This is a genomic window from Roseateles microcysteis (genome assembly GCF_036880965.1).
Classification (GTDB): domain Bacteria; phylum Pseudomonadota; class Gammaproteobacteria; order Burkholderiales; family Burkholderiaceae_C; genus JAUASW01.
On record NZ_JBAJMV010000001.1, the window covers coordinates 109308 to 135383 of the forward strand.

A 26076-nucleotide genomic window follows, 5' to 3' on the forward strand; every position below is an offset into this window, starting at 1 on the left:
CGCGGTGGCGTTCAGGAAGGACCCGGCAGCACTCCCATGCCGGGCTTCCTTCGGAAAGCAGACCATGCAAACGCTGATCATGACCTTCAACGGCCCGGCAAGCCAGGCTCGCCCCGAACTTGGCAGTCTTCTGCAGCGCTTCCGGCGCGCCTACTTCGTCGAGCGCAGCAGCCAGGAGTACACGGTGACCACGGACGAGATCACGGCCGCAGAGCTCGCGTGCCAACCGCACTGGTCGGCCAGGCTTCTGCAAGCACAGCACTGAGCGGGCGCGTGACGCGGCGCCATTGACAATAGGCTGCAATGCCGCGCCGCAAACGCCCCGACCACCACCATGTCTACGTCGTGCTCCTGTCCGAGCGCGTCTGGAACGAGCCGGCCTACCGCAAGGCCAATCCCGGGCACGACGTGCTCAAGCCCTGCCTCTATGTCGGCATGACCGGCCTGGACCCGGACCTGCGCTTTGACAAGCACATGGCCGGCGTGCAGGCCAACCGCTTCGTCCTGAAGTACGGCGTGCGGCTGATGCCCGAGCTGTACGAGGTCTACAACCCGATGCCCTACGAGGCGGCCCGCGAGATGGAGGTGGAGCTCGCCATCGGCCTGCGAGAGGCTGGCTACGGCGTGTGGCAGGCCTAGTCCAGCAATGACCTGGGCCGAAGTGCCCTGCCTGTCCACGATGGAAGGGTTTTCCCGTGTGGGTCTGACCAGACCACGTGAAGCGGCGCCGCAAAACCGGTGAATTTGGATAGGACAATGCGGCCGATGTGGCGCCTGCATGTCTCTGCCCTGCTTTTGCAAGCCCGTGACCGACCCAGCGGTCCGGTCGGCTTGCGCATTGCAACCGTGGGGCGCTTTTGAGCTCCAGGAAGACCTCCGGCTACGACACGACTCAGCCCCCTGCCCTCGATGAGCAAATGGCTGAGTCCCGGCAAGCGGCCGTGCCCGTGTATGAGTGGCCGAGCCACCTCACCAGCAATGCCGAGCGACGCCGCCCTGCTTTTGCACTGACGATTTCTCTGGTCTTCCACGCCCTGCTCCTGAGCCTGGCTTTTGGCAGCGCCGAGCTCGGGCTGCCGGGCCTGAGCTTCCCCTGGGAGCACCGAAGGGTCGAAGTGCCGGAGCTGCGCGTGGTGCTCGTGCCGCCGGCCGCATCGGCGCCGACAGCCGAAACACCGGCAGAGCCGCCAGCCGCCGCGAGCGAATCCGCGCCGGGCACGCCTGCCTCCGCGCCTTCATTGGCTTCGCAATGGACGGCACAGGTCGTTGCCTTGGAGGCCCAGCCGGCCATCGCGCCGGCCTTGCCCAAAACAGCAGACACGGCAGGCGCCAACAGCCCGGCCGACCCGGCCAAGCAAAGGGCACGCGTCGAGCCCAGGGCAGTGCCACCCGCACCGCCGCCGCCCTTGCCCGAGCCTACGGTGCTGGCGGTGGAAAGGCCGCAGGCGGCCAAGTGGAACGTCGCTGCCGCCTCTGCCCCTCTGCCCTCGCCTGCGATCAAGGCGGCAGCCAGTGCACCCAGCCCGCAGTCTGATGATTCGTCCACGCGCGACCCGGCGGAAGAAGCGCGCATTCGCAGCGAGCAGGAAGCGCGGGAGCGTGCAGCCGAACTGGCCGAGCGCGAGCGCCTGAGGCAGGAGGCCGCGCTGAAGCAGGCCGAAGCCGCCGCCGCGGAAGCAGCCGCTGCCAAGCGCGAGGCCGCCCGGCAGGAAGCGGCACGCATCGAAGCCGCACGCGCCGAAGCGGCGCGCCAGGAGGCCGCCCGCCAGTTGGCAGCGAAACAGGAAGCGGCGAAACAGGAACTCGCCAAGCAGGAGGCCGCCAGGCAGGAAGCCGCACGCATCGAAGCCGCGGTCGCCGAGGCTGCATCCAGGCAGGAGCTGGCGAAGCTGGAAGCCGCTCGCGTTGAATCTGCAAGGCAGGAGGCTGAGCGCCAGGAAGCCGCTCGCGTTGCGGCCGCGAAGCTGGAGGCAGCAAGGATTGAAGCCGCAAGGCAGGAGGCCGCGCGCCTGGAAGCCATCGCGCGCGCTGAAGCCGAACGCCGTGAAGCAGCGCGCCTGGCTGCCGCCCGTGTGGAAGCGGCGAAGCAGGAAGCCGCTCGCGTCGAGGCCGCCAGGGTTGAAGCCGAACGGCAGGAAGCCGTGCGTCAGGCCGCAGCCAGGCAGGAGGCGGCGCGCCAGGAAGCGGCGCGCATTGAGGCTGCACGTGTTGAGGGCGAACGCCAGGCCGCCGCGCGACAGGAGGCCGCCAGGCAGGAAGCGGCGCGGCAGGACGCCGCCCGTGCCGACGCCGCGCGCCAGGCCGCCGCTCAGCAAGAGGCGGCCCGCCAGGAAGCGGCTGCCCGAGCCACCGCCAAGATCGAGGCCGCGAGGCTGGAAGCCGCGCAAGCCGCCGAACTGCGCGAAGCCAGGCTGCGGGCCATTGGTCGCCAGTTGAACGAGGAGGCAGATCGCCGCGAGGCCGCGGCCAAGGCAGCGGCCGCTGCGGAGCGGCAGGCGGCGAGCTCGCCGGCGCAAAACAATCTGCCGTATTCGCTCAGCACCGCACGCCGCGCCCGGCTCTTCGGCCGCATCGACCCGAACGCCGAACTGGTGCTCTACGGCGAGGCCTGGGCTCGCAAGATCCAGCTCAACATGACGCTGGACGTGGTGCGCGAAGCTGCCAGGCAGCCGCACTCCGACCCGGTGGTGACGGTGGCGGTGCGCCGCGACGGCTCGGTCGAGTCCATCACCTTCGTGCGCTCAAGCGGCGTGCCTGCCATCGATGAAGCGGTGCGCCAGATCATCCAGGGCCAGGCCAACTACCCCGCCTTCCAGCCGGCACTGGCCCGCGAATACGACGTGATCGAGATCCGCCGCACCTGGCACTTCGATACGGCAGTGCGGCTGTACTGAACCGTGTCCTTCAGATCACGCCACCTGACCCGAACAGCGAAGGCGAGAAGGCCGCCGCGACCCAGGGTTCGTCACCGGAAGACAGGTACTGCGGCGTCATTGCCAGCTTCTTGCCTCAGCTGGGCCGTCAGCGTCGAGCCGGCCTTGACCAGTTGGGCCGGCGTGCCCTCGCGGGCCGCCCAGGGAACACACCAGGCCGCGGCCGCTCAGCGCCCGTCCTGCTGCGACCAGAAATCGTCGATGTTCTTGAAGCCCCAGTCGGCCGGCTGCTCGCGTCCGACGATGCGGTCGCTGCCGCGTGACAGGTCCAGCAGCTCCACCGGAATGGGCAGCTGTGACTTGGTCGAGAAGAAGACCTTGACCGTGGGCGCCACCAGATTGGTCGGATGCTGGTCCACCACCACGGCCAGGCGGCCCGAGTGCAGCTTCACCAGCGTGCCCAGCGGATAGATGCCCACGCACCTGACGAAAGCCTGGAACACGGCCGGGTCGAAATGGCCCTGCCACTGCGCCATGCGCTGCACCGAGCCGGCGGGATCCCATGCGGCCTTGTAGGGCCGGGTCGAGGTGATGGCGTCGTAGACATCGCAGACCGCGCCCATGCGCGCCAGCAGGCTGATCTGCTCCCCGGCGAGCTTGTGCGGATAGCCGGTGCCATCCATCTTCTCGTGGTGGTGCAGACAGACGTCCAGCGCCGACTCGGGCACGGCCCCGCCCTTCTTCAGCGCCTCATGGCCGCGCACCGGGTGCGAGCGCATCAGCGTGAACTCGTCGTCGGTCAGCTGGCCCGGCTTGTTCAGCACGCCGAGCGGCATCATCATCTTGCCCACATCGTGCAGCAGACCGGCAAGGCCGGCCTCGCGGGTTTTCGCCTCGTCCATGCCGAGCTGGCGGGCCAGCGCCACCATCAGGGCGCACACGGCCACCGAGTGCATGTAGGTGTAGTCGTCCTTGGTCTTGAGCCGGGCCAGGCTGATCAGCGCGGACGGATTGCGCGCCACCGAACTGGCCACATCTTCGACCAGGGGCAGGCATTGCTCGGCATCGACGGCCTTGCCAAGGCGCGCCTCGCCGAACAGCGTCATCACCTGCTGGCGCGAACGGTTCACCAGGGCAGCGGCACGCGCCATTTCGGCCGCGCTGGAGACCCGCCCCGTGCTCAGGGTCGATGCCTCGCGACTCGGCGCGAGCGCCTGTGCAGCAGGCGCATCCGGCGCAATAGCGGCGGCAGGTTCTGGGGGCGCAACCGCTTCGGCCTCGGCCTGCATGTCGTGGCCTTTGCTCACGTCGATCCAGACAGCGGGCACCTTGCTCCCTTGCAAGGCGGCGAGGTCGGCGGGCTCCTGCAGCACGAACTTGGTTTTCCAGAACGGGTGCGCCAGCCACGGGCCATCCAGCGCGTGTATGAACATGCCGGTGCGGACCTGGGCGGTCGGGATCTTCTTCAGCATTCATCGACTCCGTCTGACACGCGCTAGCCCTGCAATAGGTCCTCGTCACACATTCTGTGATGCATTTCTGATTGGCCGCCACAGCGGCGCATGACCATGATCAAGAACCTCAAGAAATCATGACTTCTCCCATGGCCCGGTCTGCCTGCACGATATCCAAGCTTTGAGTCGGGCAGTGTTTGGACCTCGTCAAATGGCCGGACATCGTGATGGATTGGGGGAAATGCCCCAGCCCTTTTGCGCGATTTGCCCCGCACCCGCCAGGAGGAGGCTCGCCAAGTCATTGATTCACATCGGCGCCTGGGCAGATACCGGGCAGGCATGGGACTTGCGCCAACAAGGGCATCGCAACTGCCCACCCCGACGAGACAACATGACCTCCGCACTCCACCGCCTCTCCCTCCTTGCCACCGGCCTGATGCTGGCCACTGCGGCACAGGCGCAGAGCTACAGCTCACAACTGCTGGCCTTCGACGAACTGCCCAAACCTGCCTTGGCCGCCAACCTGCCGGACGGCTACGGCGGCTTCGACTGGTCGTCGAGCTACTACTACATGACCAATGAGGTCACCGGCAACAAGTACCTGGCCATGGGCTCGAGCAATGGCACCTACTGGCGCCACAGCGACGGCACGCCCTTCTATTTCGATGGCATTGATCTCTGGAGCCGCCGCGGCCTGGACGCCACGGGCGACGTCTATTTCGTGCTCTACCTCAAGGGCAAGACCGTCTACAACGGCCTGACCGACAAGAAGCGTGGCCGCATCCGTTTCACCGGCGCGCCCACGATGGCCCGTCCCAACTACACCGGGCTGGTCGACTACGTCGCCCTCGCCTTCGACAGCAACGGCAAGGACTGGAACCACCTCGCGCTGGACAACCTGCGCATCCGCGTCACCAGCCCCGCGAAATAAGCCCAGGGACAGGAGACACCATGACAAGCACGCACTCGCCCCAGCCCGGCCGCCTGCAGCGGCTCAAACCCCTGGCCCTCGCCCTGCTGCTGCTGGCCCCGACCTTCCAGGCTCGCGCCCAGGCGGTGGTCATGGCGGGCTCCTACCAGAACTTCGATGTGCTGAACAACACCGGCGGCGAAGCCTGCGGCTTCGAGATGGAGGTCTGGGGCGTGAACGCAGCCCAGCTGAGCCGCATCTTCCCGTCGAACTTCGATGCCAGCGTGATTCGCTACGGCTTCGGCAAGGCCACGGACTTCCCCGGCGGCACCCATGTGCGCTGGATGTCGCCCTATGACGCCGCCTCCGGCCGCTTCACGTCCTGCACGCCCAGGCCGGTGAACCGCAGCACCGTGCCCGGCGAGTCGTGCTGGACCCTGGGTATGCCCGGCACCTACGCAACGGCAGGCTGCGAGCATTTCGGCATCAGCACCAGCTATGTGAACCCGACCCGCATCTTGTATCGCTGGCTGCTGCCGGACCCCGCCAACCCGGGTCAGCTGATCAGGGCAGGCACAGACGTGTCGCTGCCGGCCCCGATCTGGACAGCGCAGCCACCGGCCGATCCGGCCCAGCCACCCCTCGTGGTGGCCGAGGTCCAGGTGCCAGCAGCGCCGCCCGCGCCGGTGCCGAAGTACGGCGAGGCACAGTGGGTCAAGGTCTACAAGAACGAACTCGACCGCAAGGTCGACCTGCATGAGCTGATGGGTGACAACCGCGCCGTCGTCGCCGCCGATGCCGAACATCAGGAAGTCAGCTGGACGCTGTTGCAGCAGGAGCCCCCCTCGGGCGGCAATCAGCGCCGGCGCGGCAAGCTGGTGAACCAGGGCAACCTGGGCAACGGCAAGCATGCCGTGGTGCGCCGCTACGAGCACTACAAGTACGCCGGGGCACTCGACCCGATCACCAACGAGGCCTTGTGCGCGGATGGCACCTGCACCGCACCCAGCGCGGGAGAACTCGGCGATGCCATAGGCGCGCAAAACGCAGCAGCGAACCTGGACCTGAACGCGCTGCGCGTCACGGTCGCCGGAGGCGGCAGCGTCTCGTCCTCGGACAAGGTCTTCAGCTGCGGCAACAAGTGCTACGGCGTCTACCCGCCGGGCACCACAGTAACGCTGACGGCCAAGCCTGATTCCGGCAATGCACTGGCCCTGTGGTCCGGTGCCTGCGCAGGCAATGCCCTGAGCTGCACCGTGCGACTCGATGCCGAGAAGTCGGTCTCGGCCCAGTTCAGCGCTGTGGCCGGCGGTGGCGGTGGCGGTGGCGGCGGCGGCGGCGGTGGTGCGGCTTCCAGCGTCACGCTGACGGTCACCAAATCCAAGACGGGCAATGTTGTGAGCAGTCCTGCAGGCATCAGCTGTGGCGGCACCTGCACAGCGAAGTACAAGCTGGGCACTTCGGTCACGCTGACAGCGGTACCGCTTGCCGGCGCCAGCTTCCTCGGTTGGAGCGGTGCTTGCAGCGGCAGCGCGCCGAGCTGCACGGTAGTGCTGGGAGCCGACGCCAAGGTGCAGCCGACTTTCAGCAGGTAAGGAACCACAGCCGTAAGGCTTGTGAGGGGACAGCGCGGCTACATTTCGGGCGACAAGGAGCCCGTACATGCCCCCTGCCTCATCCAGTTCCATCGGCCGTTGGCCGCAACGCCTGATCGATCCAACCACCGGGCTGGGCCTGACACGCTGGTTCGCACTGGTGGGCGCCCTCTCCATCGGGCTGTTCAGCCTCGGCATGGCCTGGCTGCTCAGCAACTACCTCGCGACCCGGATGCTCGAACGCGATGCGGCGCTCAGCCGCGACTTCGTGCAGAGCATCGCCAACATCCAGCAGGTCGGCAGCTTCTTCAAGGACCCGGATGGCCCGGAGAGCAAGGAAACCACCGAGTTCTTCGCCCATGTCGCGGCCATGCCCGACGTGCTGCGCGCCAATGTCTATGCAACCAACCGCCGGGTGCTGTGGTCCAGCCGGTCCGAGCTCATCGGCAAGACTTTCCCCTCCAACGACGAGCTGGACGCAGCCCTGCGGGGGCGCGTGGTCGTCCACCGCGAGGAAGAAGATGAGGAAGCAGCCAACAAGGCGCACAAGGCCGAACATCAGGGCTTGCGCGCCGACGTCATGTTCGTCGAAGACTACCTTCCGGTCTTCGACCAGAGTGGAAAGGAACAGATCGGCGTGATCGAGCTCTATCGACAGCCGGATGCCCTGTTTGCCGCGATCCGCGCAGGCCAGCACCTCATACAGCTCGGCGCCGTGGCAGGTGGTGCCATGCTCTTTCTGATACTGGTCGGCTTCGTGCGGCATACCGAGCGTGCCTTGCAGGACCAACGACGTCGCCTGATCGAGGCCGAGGCGCTGGCCATCGTCGGGGAGCTCTCGGCCGCCGTGGCACACAGCATCCGCAACCCGCTGGTCTCGATTCGCACCTCGGCCGAGCTGCACCATGAACTGGGTGGCGAGCAGGCAGAGGTGCATGCGGAAACCATGCGCAACGTCGATCGCATCGAACATCTGGTGCGCACCCTGCTCACCTACGCCAGCGATCCCTCGGAACACCAGACCAGCGCCGACCTCGCGGCGGTGCTGCGCGATGCCGTGGCCCGTTTTGCCCCTGAGCTGAAGAGACAGGGCAAGCAATTCTTGATCGAGATGCCGCAGGAGCTGGGCAAGGTGGCCGCCGATCCCATGGTGCTGGCCCAGGTGTTCAATTCCCTGCTCGCCAATGCGGCCGAGGCCACCCAGGCGGGTGACCGCATCAGCCTGCAAGCCTCGCGTCGCGGGCAGCTGGCGCTCATCACACTGATCGACAGCGGCACTGGAATCGGCACTGCGCAGATGCAGAACCTGTTCAAGCCCTTCTACACCACCAAGCCCCGCGGCCTGGGCCTCGGCCTGGCCCTGTCGCAGCGCATCCTGAAGCGGCTGGGCGGCGATGTCGAACTGCAGAGTCCTGCAGGCCAGGGAACGCGAGTGAACCTGCATCTGCCCGTGACAGACCTGCCGGCCGACACGACGGGGGCCGCAGCTTGAACACCGCCTCGCGCTCCACCTTGCCGGAGAAGCCCGCTGCATTCGGGCAGGCCATTCTCATCATCGATGACGAGGCCGTGCTGACCCGCAACATCGCGACCTACCTGCAGCGCCTGGGCTGGACCACGCAGGTGGCCGGCTCCGCCGAGGAGGGCCTCGAGCTCTACCCCAGCTTCCGGCCGGACATCGTGCTGCTGGACCACAACCTCCCGGGCCAGACCGGACTGGAGGCCTTGGTCAAGCTGCGCGCCATGGATGCCGAAGCGCGCGTTGTCCTGATGACGGGCAATGGCGGCATCGAACTCGCCGTCTCGGCCATCAAGCAGGGTGCAGCCGACTATCTGGCCAAGCCGCTCGCGCTGAGTGAACTGCGCCTGCTGCTCGAACGGCTGCTGGCACAAGGTCGGTTGCAAAGCCGTGTCGAGTACTACCGCCAGCGCGAGGCGAATCACAGCGGCCTGGACAAGATCATCGGTGAGTCCTCCCAGGTCACGGCGCTGCGAGAACGCGTATGCCTGCTCGTGAGCGCGGAGCGGCAGCTGTCGGACGACAACCCACCCAGCGTGCTGATCCAGGGCGAGACAGGAACCGGCAAGGAACTCGTGGCTCGGGCCCTGCATTTCGGCGGTGCTCGCGCGAGCCAACCGTTCGTGGAACTGAACTGCGGCGCCCTGCCCCCGCAGCTGATCGAGGCCGAGCTGTTCGGCTATGAGAAAGGTGCCTTCACGGATGCCCGCCAGCGCAAGATCGGCCTGGTGGAGGCCGCCAGCGGCGGCACGCTCTTCCTCGACGAAATCGGCGAGGCGGACCCAGCCACCCAGGTCAAGCTGCTGAAGCTGCTGGAGGACCGCAGCTTCCGTCGCCTGGGAGGCATTCGCGAGCAGCGGGCCAATGTGCGCGTGATTGCGGCCACGCACCGCCCGCTGGAGCAAATGGTGCGCGAGGGGCGCTTCCGGGCCGATCTGTACTTCCGGCTGCGCATCATCGAAGTGCCGGTGCCCGCACTGCGCGAGCGCGGCACCGACGTGTTGCTGCTGGCCCGGCATTTCCTGCAATGGCATGCCCAGCGCTACCGGCGAGAGCTGCCCGAACTCGGCGAGGAGTTGCTGCTGCCGCTGCAGCGCTACCCCTGGCCGGGCAATGTACGGGAACTGCGCAATGCCATCGAACAGGCCCTGCTGCTGGCGCCAGGACCCCGCATCGGGCTCCGCGAGTTCGGGTTTCTGTCGACAGCGGGTAGCCAACAGCCGCCGCAAGGCAGCGGCGACGACGACGACGCAGACGATCTCAATCTCGAGCGCGCCGAGCGCCGCCTGGTGCAACGCGCGCTGCAACGAAGCGGCAGCAATGTCACGCAGGCCGCCAAGCTGTTGGGCATCTCGCGCGACACCTTGCGCTACCGCATGGAGCGGCTGAACCTGCGCGACGAAGACGCGGCCTGACGAGGCTGGCCTGCATTCGCGGGTGCATCGGTACCCGGCAAACGGATCGAGCGCGTGATCGATTCGCACGAACATTGAGCGCGCCGGCTCAGCTCAGAAGCTGATGCGGAACTTCTGACCCTTGATCGACAGCACGGCGCCGTTGAGCTTGATCTCTTCAAGCAGCAAGACTCCGCCAACCAGGTCGCCTTCATGCAGGAGCTGTCCGTTCAGGATCAGCATGCGGCTGGCCGGCGTCTCTGAATACATCGAGCCGCCCGAGGTCAGGGCCGGCACCTGCCGACGCAACTCTTCGGGCAACTGGCTCAAGAGCGGCAGCGCCTGCTCTTTCGGCAGCACTGAAGCTGCGGGCTGAACAGGTGGCAGCGCCGCGGCAAGCGGCGGTGCCTGCAACTCGACGAGACCTGGCGTACTGCGGGGAGGCGGCGCGGACAGGGGCGCCGGCTGAACAGGAGACACGGCCACGACTGGCGGATGCACCGGTTCCGGCGCGGAGAGCCATGTCGAGGCCCAGGCCCCGAGCAAGACCAGCGCCAGCGCTGCTGCGCCGCCGACAAGCCATTGCATGACACCGAAGCGGCCACCGGCTGGGCCATGGTCATCGGCCGCATGGTCTGCAGACATGGCATGGGCTTGCGCATGCAGGCCCGGCACGCGGCCGCGCTCCCGTTCGGAATCGGCGCGGCGGAGGGCATCGAGGATGAAGGACATGGCTCGCGGATTCTTCTCTGCTATTTCGGTGGCAGCTCGGACGGCAGGCGCGGCTCGTCAAAAGCCCGGGCGGCCCGGCTCAGGTGCATCAGGGTGACCGGCCCGGCCACGCCGTCACTGCGCAGGCCTTGCGAGCGCTGGAAGGTGGCGACACGGGCCTGCAAGGCCGCAGCATCGGGCGCCTGTGTGCCGGCCGGTTTCTCCTTGAAGACAGCGAGCAGCTGCTGATCCAGCCAGCCGGACAGCTCGGCACTCACCGCTGCCCTGCCCTGTTGATAGCCAGGGGGCGAGCGCCACAAGGTGACGAACTCGCCGCGCCAGAGCTTGCTGAGCGCAAGCAGGCTGACGGTCTGGGTCTGCTCGCCGGCGCGCAAGCTCGCATGGCCATCGCCCAGGCCGACCAGGGTCACATAGCTGAGCTGGCCGGCTTCATCATGCAGCGTCAACACCGCGGGCCGCCCCAGCTGGCGCAAGAGGGCGAGGCCACCCTCGCTGCTCTTGAAGCAGAGCACGGGCTGATCCAGCGCCCGCCAGGCCTGGCATGGTTGATCGTTCGCAGGCCAGTCCAGATGCCAGGCTGCGCCCAGTGCACGCCAGGCTTCAGCCTCGCTGCGCAGTGCGACGACAGGGCCGTCGCTGACAGCCACGGGAGCCGATGCGCCAACAGCAGGCGCCGACGCTGCGACCGGTGCGCTGGCGGCTGCGGTGATGGCCGGCGGCATGGGCCCGGCCTCATGCGTCCCCCGCGTGGCCGTGACGGCCGCCACGCCCGCCGCGCCCAGCAGACCGGCCGCCGCCAGCGGCCAGATCCAGCGCCGCTGCGCCGCCGAGTGAATGCCACCCTCAAACACTTCCGCAGCGGCGCGGTCCAGCGTCTTGCGCTCGACATCGTGGCGACCGAGTGCATAGGCCGCCAGCAAGGCGCGATCACATAGCAGGTTGATGCGCCGCGGCACGCCGCGCGTGAGCTGGTGGATGCGCCGGCTGGCCTTGCGGTCGAAAGGCATGGGCCCGGAGAAGCCTGCCACGCCGAGGCGGTGCTCGATGTACTGCGCTGTCTCCGCTTCCGACAGCGCCTCGAGATGGAAGCGCGCAATCACCCGCTGCGCGAGCTGCTCCAGCTCGGGTCGGGCCAGCATGGCGCGCAGCTCGGGCTGGCCGATCAGGACGATCTGCAGCAACTTGCGTTCATTGGTCTCGAGGTTGGTCAGCAGGCGCAATTGCTCCAGCACTTCGGCCGACAGGTTTTGCGCCTCGTCGATGATCAGGACATTGCTCTGGCCCTGCGCATGCGTGCGCAAGAGGAACTCGTTGAGCGGATCGATGTACTGCTTGACTGTCTGTGCCTCGCCCGCCGGATGCTCATGCTTGACACGGAACTCTTCGCAGATCGTCTTCAGCAGCTCGTGCACCGTGAGCTTGGGGTTGAAGATGTAGGCGACGTTGCAGCCCTGCGGGATCTGCTCCAGGAAGCAGCGGCAGACGGTGGTCTTGCCGGCGCCGATCTCACCCGTCAGCAGCACGAAGCCGCCGCCACCATGCAGGCCATAGAGCAGGTGCGCCAAGGCATCGCGATGCCGCTCGCTCATGAAGAGGTAGCGAGGGTCAGGCGCGATAGAGAACGGCTCCTGTTGCAGGCCAAAGAATTTCGCGTACATGAGCGGGCGGTATTGGAACTGCCCGCATGGTAGCGGCTGCAGGGCCGCGCCAGCTCAGGCGCGGCGGCGGTGGCGCTGCGCCCAGGCCAGGGCCAGGCATTCGCGCAGGCCGCCGATCAAGGCGGCTGCAACAGCGATCTGCTGGACCAGGCGATGAGTTGATGAAGGCTTCACGGCGGCGCCTCGATGCGTGGATGCGACGCCGTCATGCTCGCGTCATCAGATGACAACTTGATGGCGGCACGATGGCAACCCAAGGTGAGCATCGATCTGAAACCCCTGCCCGAGCTGGAGCAACTGCTGCAATTGCATTCGCAGGCCGGCGGGCTTCTGCAAATGCACGACTTGGGTCGGGTCAGCCTGGGCGAGCGCGAGCTGCCGCTGCTGGCGTTCACGCTGGGCAATGCCGACCCATCGCTGCCGGCTGTCGGCTACTTCGGCGGCGTGCACGGGCTGGAGCGCATCGGCAGCGAAGTGGTGCTGGCCTTTCTGCGCAGCCTGGTGCCGCGCCTGCGCTGGGATGAAAGCCTGCATCGCATGTTGAGCGCGATGCGGCTTGTCTTCATGCCCCTGGTCAACCCCGGCGGCCTCCTGATGGGCACGCGCGCCAATCCGAACGGCGTCGACCTGATGCGCAATGCGCCGATCTCGGCGGAGGCTGGCGCGCCGGCCCTGGTGGGCGGCCAGCGTATCAGTGCGCGCCTGCCCTGGTACCGCGGGCCGCAGGGCGCTGCGATGGAGCTGGAAAGTGCGGCGCTGTGCAAGCTTGTGCAGGAGCAACTGCTGCCGCATCGATTCAGCATCGCGGTCGACTGCCATTCAGGCTTCGGCTTTGTTGACCGCATCTGGTTCCCGTTTGCTCATACCGCGAGGCCCATCGAGCATCTTGCCGAGCTGCACGCGCTGGCACGGATCCAGGACAGCACGCTACTGCACCACCGCTACATGATGGAGCCGCAGAGCCGCCACTACCTATGCCATGGCGACCTCTGGGATCACCTGTATCTCGCCAGTCGTCGCGACCACGGAGAACATGCCTTCCTGCCGCTCACGCTGGAGATGGGCTCCTGGCTGTGGATCAAGAAGAATCCGCGCCAGCTGTTCTCGCGCTACGGCATCTTCAACCCCTTGATCGAGCACCGCCAGCAGCGCGTGCTGCGACGCCACCTGGTGTGGCTCGACTTCATTGCCCGCGCCGCCATGAGCCATGAGCGCTGGCGGCCGCAGGGCCTGGCGCGCGAGCTGGCACGCGAAGCGGCACTGGACCGCTGGTACCGCCGGCAGCGCTGACGGTACCAGCTAGCTCAGCGCGTCTTCCACCGGCGCCAGCACGCGGCCGCTCTTCACCCTGTCGATCAGGCGATGCACATCGGAGCGGGCGCTGTAGTCGAGGATCTCCAGCCGTCCTTCCGCATGCTCGACCAGGGCGGTGAGGCTCTCCACCCAATCACCATCATTGCAATAGAGCACGCCGTCGATCTCGCGGATCTCGGCATGGTGGATATGACCGCAGACAACGCCGTGCACGCCGCGCTTGCGCGCCTCGCGGGCCACGGCTTCCTCGAAATCCGAGACATAGCTCACCGCGCGCTTGACCTTCAGCTTCAGATAGCGCGAAAGGCTCCAGTACGGCAGGCCGAGGCGCCCGCGCAATCGGTTCAGGTGCCGGTTCACCTTGAGCGTGAACTCATAAGCCGCGTCGCCAACATACGCCAGCCATTTGGCGCACTGGATCACACCGTCGAACAGGTCGCCATGCGTGACCCAGAGCTTGCGGCCATCGGCGGTTTCATGGATGCAGTCTTCCACCACATCGACGCCGCCGAAGTTGTGCGCCACGTAGCGGCGTGCAAACTCGTCGTGGTTGCCGGGCACGAAGACCACCCGCGTGCCCTTGCGGGCCTTGCGAAGGATTTTCTGCACCACGTCATTGTGACTTTGTGGCCAGTACCAGCTGCGGCGCAACTGCCAGCCGTCGATGATGTCGCCCACCAGATAGAGCGTCTCGCATTCGACTTCGCGCAGGAAGTCGAGCAAGGCATCGGCCTGACAGCCGGGCGTGCCCAGGTGCAGATCTGAAATCCAGACCGTGCGGACTCGAAGGCTGGCGCGGAGGTCTTGGTGCATGCTGCTCATGGCGACTCCTGCAGTGGATTCGCCATGCATGGTGGCCGGCGCTGATGACGCCGGCGTGAACGCTGTTGCCAGCACCCCTCACCTTGCACCACCGCAGGATCAGGATCGAGCGGATTTCCAGTGAGAACTTGTGCAGCGCAAGCGGGAACCACGCTGGGACTTACCCGATATGAGCGCTGCCAAGGCCACCGCCTGGGCGATGATGGAGCATTCGCTCAACGACGCGACCCAAGAGGAGCCCGACCGATGTCCGATGAATTTGCCGAACACCGCCAGCATCCGCGCGTGAGCTTTTTCTCGCCGTCCAACGAGCGCGGCCTCTTGCCGGATTGGGCCTTCCGCAAGGTGGAGTTCAACAAGGCGCCGGCCGGCTTGGTGATGAACATCAGCGACGGCGGCCTGCAGGTGCTGATCAGCGCGGCCGACGACTTCAGTGCCGAGCGCCATGATGTGGTGCTCCTGCTGGGCGAGGAAGGCGAAGACTCGGTGACCTGGTTCAACGGCATCGTCGAAACGGCCTGGAAGCGGCCGCTGGGCGACTTTGGCAACCTGCTCGGGCTGCGCTTCGTCAAGCGCAACTCGACAGCCGAAAAGTTCCTGCTGAACTACAAGGTCGAACCGGGCACCAATGTCTGGCTGCGCTGCGTACTGATGCCCGTGAAGGCCTGAGGCCTCTGGCCTATTTGTAGAAGGACTCGACCTTGCCCTTGAGCTTGATCGTCAGCGGACGGCCCTGACGGTCGACCTTGCGGCCCACGGGCACCTTGATCCAGCCTTCGCTGATGCAGTATTCCTCGACATCGAAGCGCTCCTTGTCATTGAAGCGGATACCGATGTCGAACTCGACGATGGCGGCGTTGTAGTGCGGGCTGCGCGGGTCCACGGACAGGTGGTCAGGGAGTTCGGGCTTGGCGGCGGTATCGCTCATGGGGCTGGAATAAAAAAAACAGTGATGGGCGGATTGTCCGGGATTCCCGGCACGAATTCCGCCCGTCTCGTTCGGCGCGGAATCAGAAGCGCAGCACCCAACTCGCGTTGATGGCTCGCAAGGTGTTGCGCCGCGTGCTGCTGCCGGCCGAGAAGCCGTCGAGATCGGTCACGCTGCTGGCGTTCACATTGTCGGCCGCAAGGATATTGGAAACCCCCAGGCGCACTTGCGTCATCCGGTCCATGCGCCAGGAGATGAAGGCATCCATATTGCGCACGGCACTGCGTCGGGCGATCTGGCGGTCGGTCTGGATCGTGCGGTAACCCGGCTGCATCACCAGGCTGGCACCGACGGTCCAGGCTGCATGGCTGGGAATGCGCCAGTCGAAGCCCATGTTCGCGAGCCAGGGGGGCTGCGCTTCGAGCCGGTTGTCCGGGCCCTCGACCTGCTCGACGCGCGAGCGATACAAGTTGAATGCGGCGCGCAGCTGCAAACCGCTTTCGCGCCCGCGCGCGAAGAACATCGGCAGCCAGTCTTCGCCGCGGCCCTTGACTTCCAGCTCCAGCCCCACGCTGGTGGCGCGCGCCAGATTGACCGGCCGCGACACCCAGCGCGGCACATCGACCACGCCCGGCGCCGGGTTGTCCTCCAGGCTGATGCGCTGGCGGGTCAGGCCGTCGATGCGCCGGTAGAACATGCCCACGCTGAACACGCCGCCAGCGCTCGGGTAATGCTCATAGGCCAGGTCCAGACCGGTAGAAAGCTCGGGCTTCAGCAGCGGATTGCCGGCGCGGTCGGCCGCGATCGGCGTGTTGGTCTCATTGCGTTCGTAGTTGCCGTTGAGCACATAGCGGGCCACCAGCGAGTTGAGATCGGGCAGCTTGAAGCTGCGCGACAGTGCCGCGCGGATCTGGTCGCGCCCCTTGGGGTCGAAGCGGTAGTTCAGGTGAAGCACCGGCGAAGTGGTGCGGGCCACGTTGTTGATCGGCCCGCTGCCATCGCCGCTGCGCGTGCGCACTTCCTGCACGCGCACGCCGGGCAACATGGACAGCCGCTCGGTGAGCGTCCATTCGTCCTGCATGAAGACCGCTGTCTGCTGAATGTCGGCAGCGAATGGAATGCCGGTGGCGCTGTCCAGGCGCTCGATGCCATAGTCCCAGACCCGGCGCAATTCATCGCGCTGGCGGCTTTCGACATCAATACCGGCCACCAGCGTGTGCGCTTCACCCACAGGTTGGTTCCAGCGTGCACCGACCAAGGTGCGCGACTCCTCGAACTCGGTGCGCGAGTCGCGCACGACCGGCCGACTGCCGTCGGAACGACGAGATTCGTAGTGACCCAGCGTGGTGCGGTCGGTGTCTTGCCAGGAAGCCTTCAGCTCGAACTTGCCACCTTCCTTGAACTTGCGCTGCCATTGGGCATTGACGCGGCTGATATCGCTCTCGCCTTCGGATTGCGAGCCATCACCAGCGGTCAGCCAGGGCGTGCCCTGCAAGGTGGTGAACTCGCGCTGGCTGTGGCTACGCGACTCGTTGTGCTGAAGGAAAGCGCCGGCGGTCAGTGTGTCCAGCTCGGAGAACTTCCACTGCATGCGCGGCGCGATCTGGCCGTTGCCGCTGCGGCCCACATCCTTGCCGCTGATCTCCTGCTCCTGCACCTCGCCGGCCGGCGTGCGCGAGATCCGGTCGCTCAGGTATTCGGTACCCTGGGCCGAACGAGCCACGCTGACCGGCACGACATAGGAGAAGCCGCCAATGCGATCGCCCCACTGAAACGCCTGGCTGCCGCCGGGCTGTACCGCACGGAAGTTCAAGCCGCCGCGCCATTCGCGCGAGCGCGACTTCGGCGGCTCGCGCAGCACGATATTGATGGTGCCAGCCACGCCCGGAAACTCGGCCGTGGCGCCCTTGACCACCTCGATGCGTTCCACATCGCCGGGCGCCAGTGTGTCCAGCGAGAAGCCGGGCGGCGCATCCTCACCATTGATCAGCACCTTGGTGTAGCCGCCGCCCAGGCCGCGCAGACGCGGCGCACCACCGTCCATCGAGACGCCGGGCAGTCGCTTGAGCACGTCGGTCACGTCGATGTCGCCCTGCCGGTCCAGCTCCTCGCGGCCATAGATCGACATGGCGGCGTTCTGGCGGCGCCGGTTGCTCTCGTCGGTCTCGGGTGTGCCGCTGATCTCGACGCGCGGCATCGATTGCGGCGCGCTGGCCGGCGCCGAGGCTGGCACTGCGGCGGCCAAGGCACTGGCCGGCTGAGCCGGCTTGCCTGGCGGGACAAGGTCTGCATTGTGTGCTCGCACACCTTGGCTCGCACCGAGCATCAGCAAGGCGCAGATGAGATGGGGCCAGGTCTTGAGGGTAAGCGCCGCGGGCGCATGGCGATTGAATATGGAGATCACGCCAAAATTACAGCACGCCGATGTAAAGGCTTTGTGGCCGGGCGGCGCGCTGATCGCACCGATGCAGTGCCTGCTTCAGGGACAGGGCCTGGCGCTGCCCTGGCCACTGCGATGCTACGCTGTCAAGCAGCGCCCCCGGCGACATGCTCAGGACCTTCACATGCCGACACTCGCTCGCCTTTTGCTGACCCTGCTAATCACCGCCTGTGCAATGGCGCAGGCAGAGCAAGCAGCCACGCCCGAAGCCACCATGCGCTGGCTGAATCGAGACATCGTCGTACTACGCGCGAGCCTGGCCGGTGCGGCACCGCAGGCCCGCGTCGAGCGCGCGCTCGTGCGCATCGCCAATCTACCCGCCGCCGAGCTCGATGCACCATTGCGCGCCCTGCCGTTCAAGCTCGGCGATGCCAGTGGGCAGCAAATACTGCTGGGCGACCACTTGCTGTTCTCGTTGCTCGAAGGCGACCTGGAAGCAGAAGCGCACACCGACAACCTGGAGGCGCTGACGCGCCGCACGCTGGGACGGCTCGAGGAAGCGCGCGAAGCCTGGCACCGCACGCGTGACCGACCGCTGCTCTGGCAGGGCCTGGCGCGCGCCGGCCTTGTCAGCCTTGGAGCTAGTCTGCTGCTGTGGGGCTTGGCCTTCGGGATGGGCCGCATGGCCCGCGCCATCGAGCTGCGGCGCCGCCGCCTCTCCCTCAACCAGCAAATGCTGGACTGGCGCGAACTGGCGGCACGGCTTGTGCAACGGCTGTTGCAGATCGTGCACTGGCTGATGGTGGCCGGGCTGCTCTATGCCTGGCTGCGCCTTGTGCTCGGCGCTTTTGCGCTGACCGAACCGTTGGCTCACGAGCTGCAGCGCTGGTGGGCCGAGCGACTTGACTGGTTGCTGCAAGGTGTTGCCGGCAGCGTGCCGGGCCTGGTCACCATTGCCATGGTGCTGCTGCTGACGCGCGCCGTCTCCGACGCGATGGGCTATTTCTTCGATGCCGTGCAGCGGGGCCGCATCTCGGTACCGCTGCTGCATCCCGAGACCACGCCGGCCACTAGACGCATCGTTGGTGCCGGCGTCTGGGTGCTGGGCATCGCCATTGCCTATCCCTACCTACCCGGCGCCAACACCGATGCCTTCAAGGGGCTGTCGGTCCTGATCGGCCTGATGGTGACCCTGGGCGCCACCGGCATCGTCACGCAGGCCATGAGCGGGCTGCTGGTGATCTATGCCCGTGCGCTGCGCAAGGGCGACTACGTTGCAGTGGGCAGTGTCGAAGGCGTGGTGATCGAGGTCGCGCCGCTCGCCACCAAACTGCTCAATCTGCGCAACGAGGAAATCACCATCCCGAATGCGGTGCTGATCGCCAGCCCCATCCACAACTATTCCAAGCTGGCTGAATCGCAAGGCACCTTGCTCTCCACACAGGTCACTATCGGCTATGACGCGCCCTGGCGCCAAGTGCATCAACTGCTCGAATCTGCCGCGCGCGCTACCGAAGGCCTGCGAGCCGAGCCCGCTCCGCGCGTGTTTCAGCGTGCCTTGTCGGATTTTTATGTCGAGTACGAGCTGATCGTCAGCATCGACCGGCCGATCGAGCGCGTGGCCGTGCTCTCCCGGCTGCATGCAGCCATCCAGGATGCCTTCAACGCTGCCGGTGTGCAGATCATGTCGCCGCATTTCAGGAGTCAACCCGAGCAGCCAGTGCTCGCACCTCCGTTGCATTCAGCGCCCGCTCCGGCTGGCGCATCGAACCCGATATCGCCTCAAAAGGAAACCCCATGAAACGAAGCTACCAAGCACTCCTTGCCGCCACCGTGTGGCTCGCAACCCTCGGTTCGGCCCAGGCACAGAGCGACTGGACCCCCTGCGCCGAGGAAGGCCAGACCTGTCGCATCAAGGGTGAAGCGCTGGTACGTTTTGGGGCCGCCGGCAGCTATGCCTTCAAGGTGGTGCGCGACGCACAGGCCTGCACCGTCGATGCTTTCGGATCAGACCCGAAAGAAGGTGTACGCAAGCGCTGCGAACTGTCGATGGGCTGGCGACAGCACGCCAGCTACCGCGGCTGGTGGGGTGGCGACAGGGACCGCGACTGGGTGGTCTGCGCCAACGAGGGCGACTACTGCCGGGTCCCGGGAGGCAGCGGCACTGTCAAGGTCCGCTATGGCGCTGATGGCCGCTATGCCGACAGACAAGCCGGCAGCGGCGGCATCCCCTGCAACAACGGCGTATTTGGCGACCCGAGCCCCGGCCTGGCCAAGCAATGCGCGTATCGCAAGAGCGACGCATCGCCTGGTGGCAATGGCGGCAACAACGCCTCAGGCCTGCCCTGGAGCCAGTGCGCTCGCGAGGGCGGCTATTGCAGCTTCAAGGGCCCCGGCATGCTGCGCTACGGCGCGCAAGGCCGCTACGTCTATCGCGAAGCCAGGAATGGCAGCGCCTGCAGCAACGATGCCTTCGGCGCCGACCCGAACCCCGGCGACAGCAAGCGCTGCGAAATACTGCAACTGCGCTGAGCTGAGATGACGCAACAAGCAATGCCGGCACTTGCCAACGCTCTGCTCCAGGCGCATCACAATCGCGAGGCCTTGGATGCTGCGGCCTGGCCCTTGCCCGACGCAAGCGAGATCGTGGCGGTTCAGCATGCTGTCGCCGAAACCCTCGATGCTCACCCCGCGCGCACCTGGAAGTCCGGCGGCCCGGCGCGTGACCCACAGCGCCTGGGGCATTCGCCCTTGCCCAGCTCGCGAATGCAGCAGGCCCGGGCGGCGGAGTCCCTGGAGGTTTGCGGCCTCTGGCTTGCGAACGGCGGGGCCGAGGCGGAAATTGCTTTCCGGATCGGCCGCCAGGTGGATGATGAACTGGCAGCCGGCCTGGACCAGGCCGCGGCGCTGGCCCTCTGCGACGCGATGGCCATCTCCATCGAGCTCACAGCCTCGCGCTGGCGGGAGGGCAGCGCGGCGCCGGACTCATTGCGCCAGGCTGATCTGCAATCGCATGCCGCCCTGCTGCTCGGCCCCTGGCTGCCGCTGCAGCCCAAGCGCGACTGGTCGACGCAGGCCTGCCAGATTTGCATCGGCGACGCAGAGCCCGTGCGCCGCGTGGGCTCGCATTCATTGATCGACCCCGCCTGGCTGCTGCCCCACTGGCTGCGCTTCGCCTGCCGCGAGGGGCGCACGGTGCCCGCAGGCACGGTGGTCACCACCGGCTCCTGGACCGGCAACTTGCCACTGCGCCCGGGCCAGCTCGTGGCGATCAGCTTCGCGGGACTGGGTGAGTTGTCGGCCCGGGCCTGAATCGGCGTTCAATTCAGCCGACGCTCCATCCAACGGGCGTCCAAGCCAAAGCTGGCGAGCTTGGCCGCCAGCACTGCAGGCAGTGGCTCGATGGCGACGAAGCCCTGCCGCTGCCAGTAGGCCTGCGAACCTTGCACGGCGATGAGGCCAATGCGCTCGAGGCCCAGCGCTCGGGCGCTTTGCTCGACCTGCTCGGCCAAGCGACGACCGAGCCCCAGTGCGCGACCCTCAGGTGCCACGGCCAGGTCGTGCAGATAGAGCAGCTCAGGCTGCGCGGGCGGCGTGATGCTCGGCGCGTCGAGCGCGGGCAGCGTTTGCATGCACACCGGCAGCGCCACCACATAGGCGAGCGCCTCTTCCCCACGGGCTGCGATCCAGCTGCTTTGATGCGGCTCGGCCGCAGCCAGCTTGGCTTCAAAGGCCAGCGAGCTTTCCAGGTACTGCGCTTCATAGCATTGCGCCTGCAGCCTCAAGACCGCCGGCACGTCGATGGCGCAGAGCGGTCGCAATGCCACCGTCATGCCATCAGCCTTTGCCAAGGGCCGATGCCCAGCGGCGTGAACAGCCAGACGAAGCCACCAACATTGAGCAGCACGGTCAGCCAGAACATGCGCCGGAAACTGGCCTTGATGCTCTTGTGTCGCAAGATCGACTGGGCCAGCATGGCACCAGGCCAGCCACATGCCAGTGCCAGGCCGTGCAAGGTCGCCTCCTTCACGCGCCAGCCACCAAGACGAGCGGCACGCTTGTCCAGCGCATAGACGATGAAGGTCGCCATGCTCATCGACATGTAGATACCCAGCACTGCCTGGGGCAAAGGCCACATCAGATGGCACAAGAGCAAGAGCGAAGCAAAGGCCGGCACCAGGCCGATGCTGATGTCGCCCTTGTCGGCGGACGCGGCCTTGCGCTTTGGCGCCGCCGCGGGCGCGACCGGCTTGGGCTCAAGGCTGTGCACCTTCAAGGCGCGCGCCTTGCCCTGCGCATCCTGCCCGGGCAGATAGCTCAGCTTCTCGCCGACAAACGGGCGGCGCGCACGCAAGCCAAAAGACTTGATGTGGACGAAAAGCTTGGGGCCGCCGGCATCAGGCGTGATGAAGCCATAGCCTTTGGTGTCGTCCCACTGGCTCAGTTTCCCGGTATCTCTGGTCGCTTCTGGCATGGCTGCTGATTGGAATGCAAAAAGCCCACCGAGGTGGGCTTCATGGGTTCAATCGCTAGAGCAATTGATCAGCGACCGAAGCCACCGCGACGCGGGGCGCCGCCTTGCGGGCCGGGACGCTTGCCAGGGCCGCCGGGGCCGCGACGATCACCGCCGAAGGACGGGCGATCGCCACCTTCACGCTGGAACGAAGGCTTGGCACCGTAGCTGGGCTTGCCACCGAACGCAGGCTTGTCGCCACGCGGAGCAAATGCAGGCTTCTCACCACGCGGAGCAAAGCCACGGTCTTGCTGGCCGCCGTTGTCGAAGCCACGGTCATGGCCGCGGTCGAAGCTGCGCGCCTCGAAGGGCTTGCGGTCGCCGCTGAAGCTGCGCGGTTCGGTCGAGCGGAAACCCATGTCTTCGCCACGGTTGGCTTGATAGCCGCCGCCGTCACGGCTGAACGGCTTGCCGCCACCGTCACGATTGAAAGCCGGCGCGCCACCGTCACGATTGAAGGACGGGCGGCCGCCATCGCGATGGAAAGGCTTGCTGCCGAACTTGTTGTTGAAGCCGCTCTTGTTGGCATAACCCTGGCGCGGGCCACGGTCTTCGAAACCACGCTCGCCACCAGGACGCGGCGGGAAGATGCGCGGCTCTTGCGTCTTGGGCTCAAGGCCTTCGATGTGAGCAACCGGGATCTGCTGGGTGGTGAACTGCTGGATGCGGCGGATCATCGATACGTCGTCACGGCAGGCGATGGTCACGGCCAGGCCTTCGCGACCGGCACGGCCGGTACGGCCGATGCGGTGCACGTAGTCCTCGGCCTTCATGGGCAGGCCGTAGTTGATCACGTGGGTGATTGTCGGCACGTCGATACCGCGGGCGGCCACGTCTGTGGCAACCAGCACGCGCACTTCGCGACGGCGCAGAGCCATCAGCACGCGATTGCGACGACCTTGCGGCATGCCGCCATGCAGCGGAGCGACAGCGTGGCCGATCTCGTGCAGGCGCTCGGCCAGCCAGTCGGCATCGCGCTGGGTGGACGTGAACACCACGGCCTGGTCCAGCGTCGACTCGCCCAGGATGGATTCGAGCAGCTGGTCGCGGTGGTGGTTGTTGTCAGCCCAGTGCAGGCGCTGGGTGATGTTCTCGTGGGTGTCGGTATGCGACGCAACGTCGACACGGATCGGGTCGTTCAGCAGGTCTTGAGCCAGACGGCCGACATGGCCGGCGAAGGTGGCGCTGAACATCACGGTCTGGCGCTCGGCCGGCGTGCGCTCGGCGATCATCTTGATGTCGTCGATGAAGCCCATGTCCAGCATGCGGTCGGCTTCGTCGAGCACGAGCATCTGCACGTTCTCAAGCACGGCCTTGCCGGATTGCAGGTGGTCGATCAGACGGCCCGGGGTGGCGATCAGGATGTCCAGCGAGCTGGTCAGCTGCTTGATCTGCAGCGGGTAAGGCATGCCGCCCAGGACGGTGCAGATGCGCAGGCCCGGCACGTAGCGGCCGTAGGTCTGTGCGGCCTTGGCCACTTGTTGTGCCAGTTCGCGGGTGGGAGCCAGCACGAGCACGCGCGGGCCAAAGTTCTTGCCACGCGGACGGGCGGTGTCGGTGGCGCGGTGGTCCAGCACCTTTTGCAGGGCCGGGAGGATGAAGGCGGCGGTCTTGCCCGAACCGGTGCGCGAGGAACCCATCAGGTCCTTGCCAGCCAGGCCGTGCGGGATCGCCTGGGCTTGCACTTCGGTGGCGGTCTCGTAACCGGATTCCTTGACGGCGCGCAGGAGAGCTTCGTGCAGGCCGAGTGTTTCGAATGACATCGATTTTCTTTCAACAAAACCATGCCTTGCCTGGCGAGAGCCGAGCAAGACAATTCCGGCCTCAGCTGTTTTTGGCGCTGCAGGCAGGAACAGTGAAGTCGCTGGGAGACAAGCTCGCGTCGCACACCTGGTCATCGTCAAGGACGATGGCCTGATTCATTGAATTGGAATCAAGGGGCCGGTGCGGCGCCGGGGGAACAGTCAAAGCGACGGCATCGCCGCCGACCGAACCCGAGGGTGTTCAGTGCTGCGCTTGTGAACCTCTCGGAGATGGAGAGAAGCGGCCTGAACGAGGTCAGAGGAGACGTACGAACCCGCTGCATTCACCCCGTGGTGTCCTGCAGCGAAGCCGCGACTATAGCACGCTAGGGTTTTTACCAGCAAGCCCTGCTTTGTGAATTCTGACCGGCGAGCGCATCCATCAGCGTGGCCAGGTCGGCTGCGGCCAGGAATGGCCGTGCGCCGAGTTCGAAGTCCAGCGTGGCCGCGGGCAATTGTTCTTTCCCGGCTTGGGCGGCGCGCTGCAGCGCATCGAAACTGCCCTTGATCAGGAGATTCCAGGCCGGCAGCCCGCGACCGGTGTCACCATTCAGACGTCGCGCACGCAGGACCCGCTGAGCCGGATTCCAGGGCTGGTCGGCGTGAATCAGCGCGGCAAGCTCATGTTGCAGGTCGATGCCAGTGCAAGCAGCATCGCAGGCGGCCAGGACCAGCCGTGCATCGCCACGCCAGGCATCCACCTGAGTCTGGCGCTGCTCGGGCATCTGCGCCAGCAGCAGCTCGGCAACGGCCAGGCCTTGTTCACGCAATCTCGCAGCAAGCGCCTGCACGGTCGCGTCCGCTTGAGCGAACATCGCAACGCGCTGGGCTGCGGCAGGAATGAGCTGCGGCAGCAGATCGAACACTTGCCGGCCTTTGATGCTCAGTGCCGAAGGCGATTGAGCCACTTGTCGCAAGGTTTGCAGCGCGCTCATCAGACGCAGTTGCTCACCAGCGCTCAGGTAGCGCTGCGACTGCCAGCGCTCCTGCAAATGCTGCAGCTGCGCCATCGCTTGCGCATCAAGCTCGACAGCATCGCCAGACCACCAGGCCTGCTCCAACACCACAGGCAGGCGCGGCAGCAGGTCGCGCTTGCGGCGGCTCAGCATCACCGTCTGCAGCAGCTCGCGTTGCTGCCGCTTGCCGGCCGCAGCGGCCTCGTCGCACCACACGCGCAAGGGGCCGCGGCGATTGCTGTCGATCCAGTCGACCAGTTCGCCCAGCAGCGGTTCACCGAGCAGCTCGCGATCCGCCAGCAAGAGCAGGTGCGGTGTCGCTACCAGCGGCAGGCCCTCCAGCAATTGAACGCCATCGACGATCAAGAGTTCTGCATCGGCCAGAGGTGCTTCGCCCGGCTCCAGGAGCTGCAGGCCAGTCGGCCAGCCGCCCAGCCAGGCCTCAGCATCGCCGACCCAAGCCGCATGGCGCTCCAGCGGCGCCAGCAGCACGACGCTACCAAGGCCAAACAAGCGACGCCACAGCTGCAGCGCAGTCAGGGCAGTAGCGCGATGACCAAGGCCCAGATCGTCCGCAATCAACGAGCGTCCGGCGCACAGCGCAAACAGGGCGGCCTCCCATTGGAACTCGGGCAAAGGCTGGCGCAAGCCAGCCAGCGCATGCAGGTCGGCGCCTTCAGCCAGCGTGGTTTCCAGTCGGCGAACGCGCTCGCGTGCATCTGCCGCGAAGCTGAGTTGCTCCCACACCGCTGGAGCGACGCGGAGTTCATGGCCCAGCTCCGCAGACAGGGCCAGCAAGCCATCCAGCGTCTGCCCTTGCTCTGCGTCCAACGCGCCGTCTTCTCCGAACAGGGCTGCGGCAGCTTCGCAGAGCGCCAGCGGCGCCGCCGTGCCGGCGCGCCAGCAGAGCTCGCGGGAAAGGCCATCGTTCAGCCAGATTTCGCTGTGGCTTGCTGGAAGCGTCTGTGCAGGCAGTTCAGCCGGCAGGTCAGCCTGAGGCTCAGCCAGCAGTTCGGCAAAGGCAATGCTCGGCTTGGTCGCTGTGGCCTTGGGCTTGCGTGCGGTCCTCTTGGCAGCTGGCTTGCGGGCCGGCTGCTCCGCCGCCTGCCTGTCGGGCTCGGCAGCTGGCGTCGCGGCGTCGCTTGATGTCACGGGCGTGGTCAGCGCTTCGGAAAGCGCAGCGTCCGCCTTGCGGCGGCTCTTGGTCGTTGTAGCCATGGAGGAAG

The 26076-nt window shown here is 66.5% G+C and carries 22 protein-coding genes; 12 read left to right on the top strand and 10 right to left on the bottom strand.

From position 1 onward, the window contains the following. The first annotated feature begins 64 nt into the window (after positions 1–64). The 3 genes from V3596_RS00480 (at position 65) to V3596_RS00490 (ending at position 2894) form a co-directional block, all read left to right on the top strand. The gene (locus V3596_RS00480; protein WP_334275617.1) at positions 65–265 is read left to right on the top strand and encodes a hypothetical protein; all 201 of its coding nucleotides are present in this window, start codon (positions 65–67) and stop codon (positions 263–265) included. Positions 266–303: 38 nt separating this feature from the next. Further along, positions 304–639: a hypothetical protein gene (locus V3596_RS00485; RefSeq protein ID WP_334275618.1), complete on the top strand. Its 336-nt coding sequence runs from the start codon at positions 304–306 to the stop codon at positions 637–639. 278 nt (positions 640–917) lie between these two features. Beyond that, a complete protein-coding gene (locus V3596_RS00490; RefSeq protein ID WP_334275619.1) occupies positions 918–2894 on the top strand; it encodes a TonB C-terminal domain-containing protein in 1977 nt (658 codons plus the stop codon). Between the two features lie 206 nt (positions 2895–3100). Here the strand turns inward: V3596_RS00490 and V3596_RS00495 are convergent, their stop codons facing one another. Further along, positions 3101–4345 carry an HD-GYP domain-containing protein gene (locus V3596_RS00495; protein WP_334275620.1) on the bottom strand — a complete coding sequence of 415 codons (1245 nt, stop codon included), beginning with the start codon at positions 4343–4345 and terminating at the stop codon, positions 3101–3103. Between the two features lie 373 nt (positions 4346–4718). Here V3596_RS00495 and V3596_RS00500 point away from each other — a divergent pair, with 373 nt between their 5' ends. The 4 genes from V3596_RS00500 to V3596_RS00515 all read left to right on the top strand — a co-directional run bounded on the left by V3596_RS00500 (position 4719) and on the right by V3596_RS00515 (position 9766). Continuing rightward, positions 4719–5258: a hypothetical protein gene (locus V3596_RS00500; protein ID WP_334275621.1), complete on the top strand. Its 540-nt coding sequence runs from the start codon at positions 4719–4721 to the stop codon at positions 5256–5258. 20 nt (positions 5259–5278) lie between these two features. Next, positions 5279–6832 (top strand): InlB B-repeat-containing protein, encoded by a 1554-nt coding sequence (locus tag V3596_RS00505; RefSeq protein WP_334275622.1) that lies wholly within the window; start codon positions 5279–5281, stop codon positions 6830–6832. Between the two features lie 67 nt (positions 6833–6899). After that, positions 6900–8324: a sensor histidine kinase gene (locus V3596_RS00510; protein WP_334275623.1), complete on the top strand. Its 1425-nt coding sequence runs from the start codon at positions 6900–6902 to the stop codon at positions 8322–8324. Further along, complete coding sequence (locus V3596_RS00515; RefSeq protein ID WP_334275624.1) at positions 8321–9766, top strand: sigma-54-dependent transcriptional regulator; 1446 nt, start codon at positions 8321–8323, stop codon at positions 9764–9766. Before V3596_RS00510 ends, V3596_RS00515 begins: the two co-directional genes overlap by 4 nt. Positions 9767–9859: 93 nt before the next feature. On the opposite strand, the gene V3596_RS00520 is transcribed toward V3596_RS00515, so the two are convergent. Both V3596_RS00520 and V3596_RS00525 read right to left on the bottom strand, forming a co-directional pair. Continuing rightward, positions 9860–10477: a general secretion pathway protein GspB gene (locus V3596_RS00520; RefSeq protein ID WP_334275625.1), complete on the bottom strand. Its 618-nt coding sequence runs from the start codon at positions 10475–10477 to the stop codon at positions 9860–9862. A 20-nt stretch (positions 10478–10497) separates the two neighbouring features. After that, positions 10498–12135, bottom strand: a complete 1638-nt coding sequence (locus V3596_RS00525; protein ID WP_334275626.1) for an AAA family ATPase — start codon at positions 12133–12135, stop codon at positions 10498–10500. Positions 12136–12369: 234 nt separating this feature from the next. Here V3596_RS00525 and V3596_RS00530 point away from each other — a divergent pair, with 234 nt between their 5' ends. Continuing rightward, positions 12370–13425 carry a M14 family zinc carboxypeptidase gene (locus V3596_RS00530; RefSeq protein WP_395385911.1) on the top strand — a complete coding sequence of 352 codons (1056 nt, stop codon included), beginning with the start codon at positions 12370–12372 and terminating at the stop codon, positions 13423–13425. A gap of 9 nt (positions 13426–13434) precedes the next feature. On the opposite strand, the gene V3596_RS00535 is transcribed toward V3596_RS00530, so the two are convergent. Then, positions 13435–14271, bottom strand: coding sequence for a UDP-2,3-diacylglucosamine diphosphatase (locus V3596_RS00535; RefSeq protein WP_334275627.1), 837 nt, complete (start codon positions 14269–14271; stop codon positions 13435–13437). 246 nt (positions 14272–14517) lie between these two features. On the opposite strand from V3596_RS00535, the gene V3596_RS00540 reads away from it, so the two are divergent. Further along, positions 14518–14940: a PilZ domain-containing protein gene (locus V3596_RS00540; protein WP_334275628.1), complete on the top strand. Its 423-nt coding sequence runs from the start codon at positions 14518–14520 to the stop codon at positions 14938–14940. Between the two features lie 10 nt (positions 14941–14950). On the opposite strand, the gene V3596_RS00545 is transcribed toward V3596_RS00540, so the two are convergent. Together V3596_RS00545 and V3596_RS00550 are read right to left on the bottom strand one after the other, a co-directional pair. After that, positions 14951–15199 (bottom strand): DUF3297 family protein, encoded by a 249-nt coding sequence (locus V3596_RS00545; RefSeq protein WP_334275629.1) that lies wholly within the window; start codon positions 15197–15199, stop codon positions 14951–14953. Positions 15200–15281: 82 nt separating this feature from the next. Beyond that, on the bottom strand, positions 15282–17432 hold the full coding sequence (locus V3596_RS00550; RefSeq protein WP_334275630.1) for a TonB-dependent receptor plug domain-containing protein: 2151 nt from the start codon (positions 17430–17432) through the stop codon (positions 15282–15284). Positions 17433–17763: 331 nt separating this feature from the next. Here V3596_RS00550 and V3596_RS00555 point away from each other — a divergent pair, with 331 nt between their 5' ends. The 3 genes from V3596_RS00555 to V3596_RS00565 are packed head-to-tail and all read left to right on the top strand — an operon-like array spanning position 17764 to position 20891. Next, a complete protein-coding gene (locus tag V3596_RS00555; RefSeq protein WP_334275631.1) occupies positions 17764–19380 on the top strand; it encodes a mechanosensitive ion channel family protein in 1617 nt (538 codons plus the stop codon). Further along, a complete protein-coding gene (locus V3596_RS00560) occupies positions 19377–20111 on the top strand; it encodes a hypothetical protein (protein WP_334275632.1) in 735 nt (244 codons plus the stop codon). Before V3596_RS00555 ends, V3596_RS00560 begins: the two co-directional genes overlap by 4 nt. Positions 20112–20117: 6 nt before the next feature. Next, positions 20118–20891 (top strand): fumarylacetoacetate hydrolase family protein, encoded by a 774-nt coding sequence (locus tag V3596_RS00565; RefSeq protein ID WP_334275633.1) that lies wholly within the window; start codon positions 20118–20120, stop codon positions 20889–20891. Between the two features lie 8 nt (positions 20892–20899). On the opposite strand, the gene V3596_RS00570 is transcribed toward V3596_RS00565, so the two are convergent. From V3596_RS00570 to V3596_RS00585, 4 genes are all read right to left on the bottom strand, one after another. Next, positions 20900–21412, bottom strand: a complete 513-nt coding sequence (locus V3596_RS00570; protein WP_334275634.1) for a GNAT family N-acetyltransferase — start codon at positions 21410–21412, stop codon at positions 20900–20902. After that, complete coding sequence (locus V3596_RS00575; protein ID WP_334275635.1) at positions 21409–22053, bottom strand: cold shock and DUF1294 domain-containing protein; 645 nt, start codon at positions 22051–22053, stop codon at positions 21409–21411. Before V3596_RS00575 ends, V3596_RS00570 begins: the two co-directional genes overlap by 4 nt. A gap of 68 nt (positions 22054–22121) precedes the next feature. Then, positions 22122–23855 carry a DEAD/DEAH box helicase gene (locus V3596_RS00580; RefSeq protein ID WP_334275636.1) on the bottom strand — a complete coding sequence of 578 codons (1734 nt, stop codon included), beginning with the start codon at positions 23853–23855 and terminating at the stop codon, positions 22122–22124. Between the two features lie 374 nt (positions 23856–24229). Beyond that, on the bottom strand, positions 24230–26068 hold the full coding sequence (locus V3596_RS00585; protein ID WP_334275637.1) for a helicase-related protein: 1839 nt from the start codon (positions 26066–26068) through the stop codon (positions 24230–24232). Positions 26069–26076 lie beyond the last annotated feature (8 nt).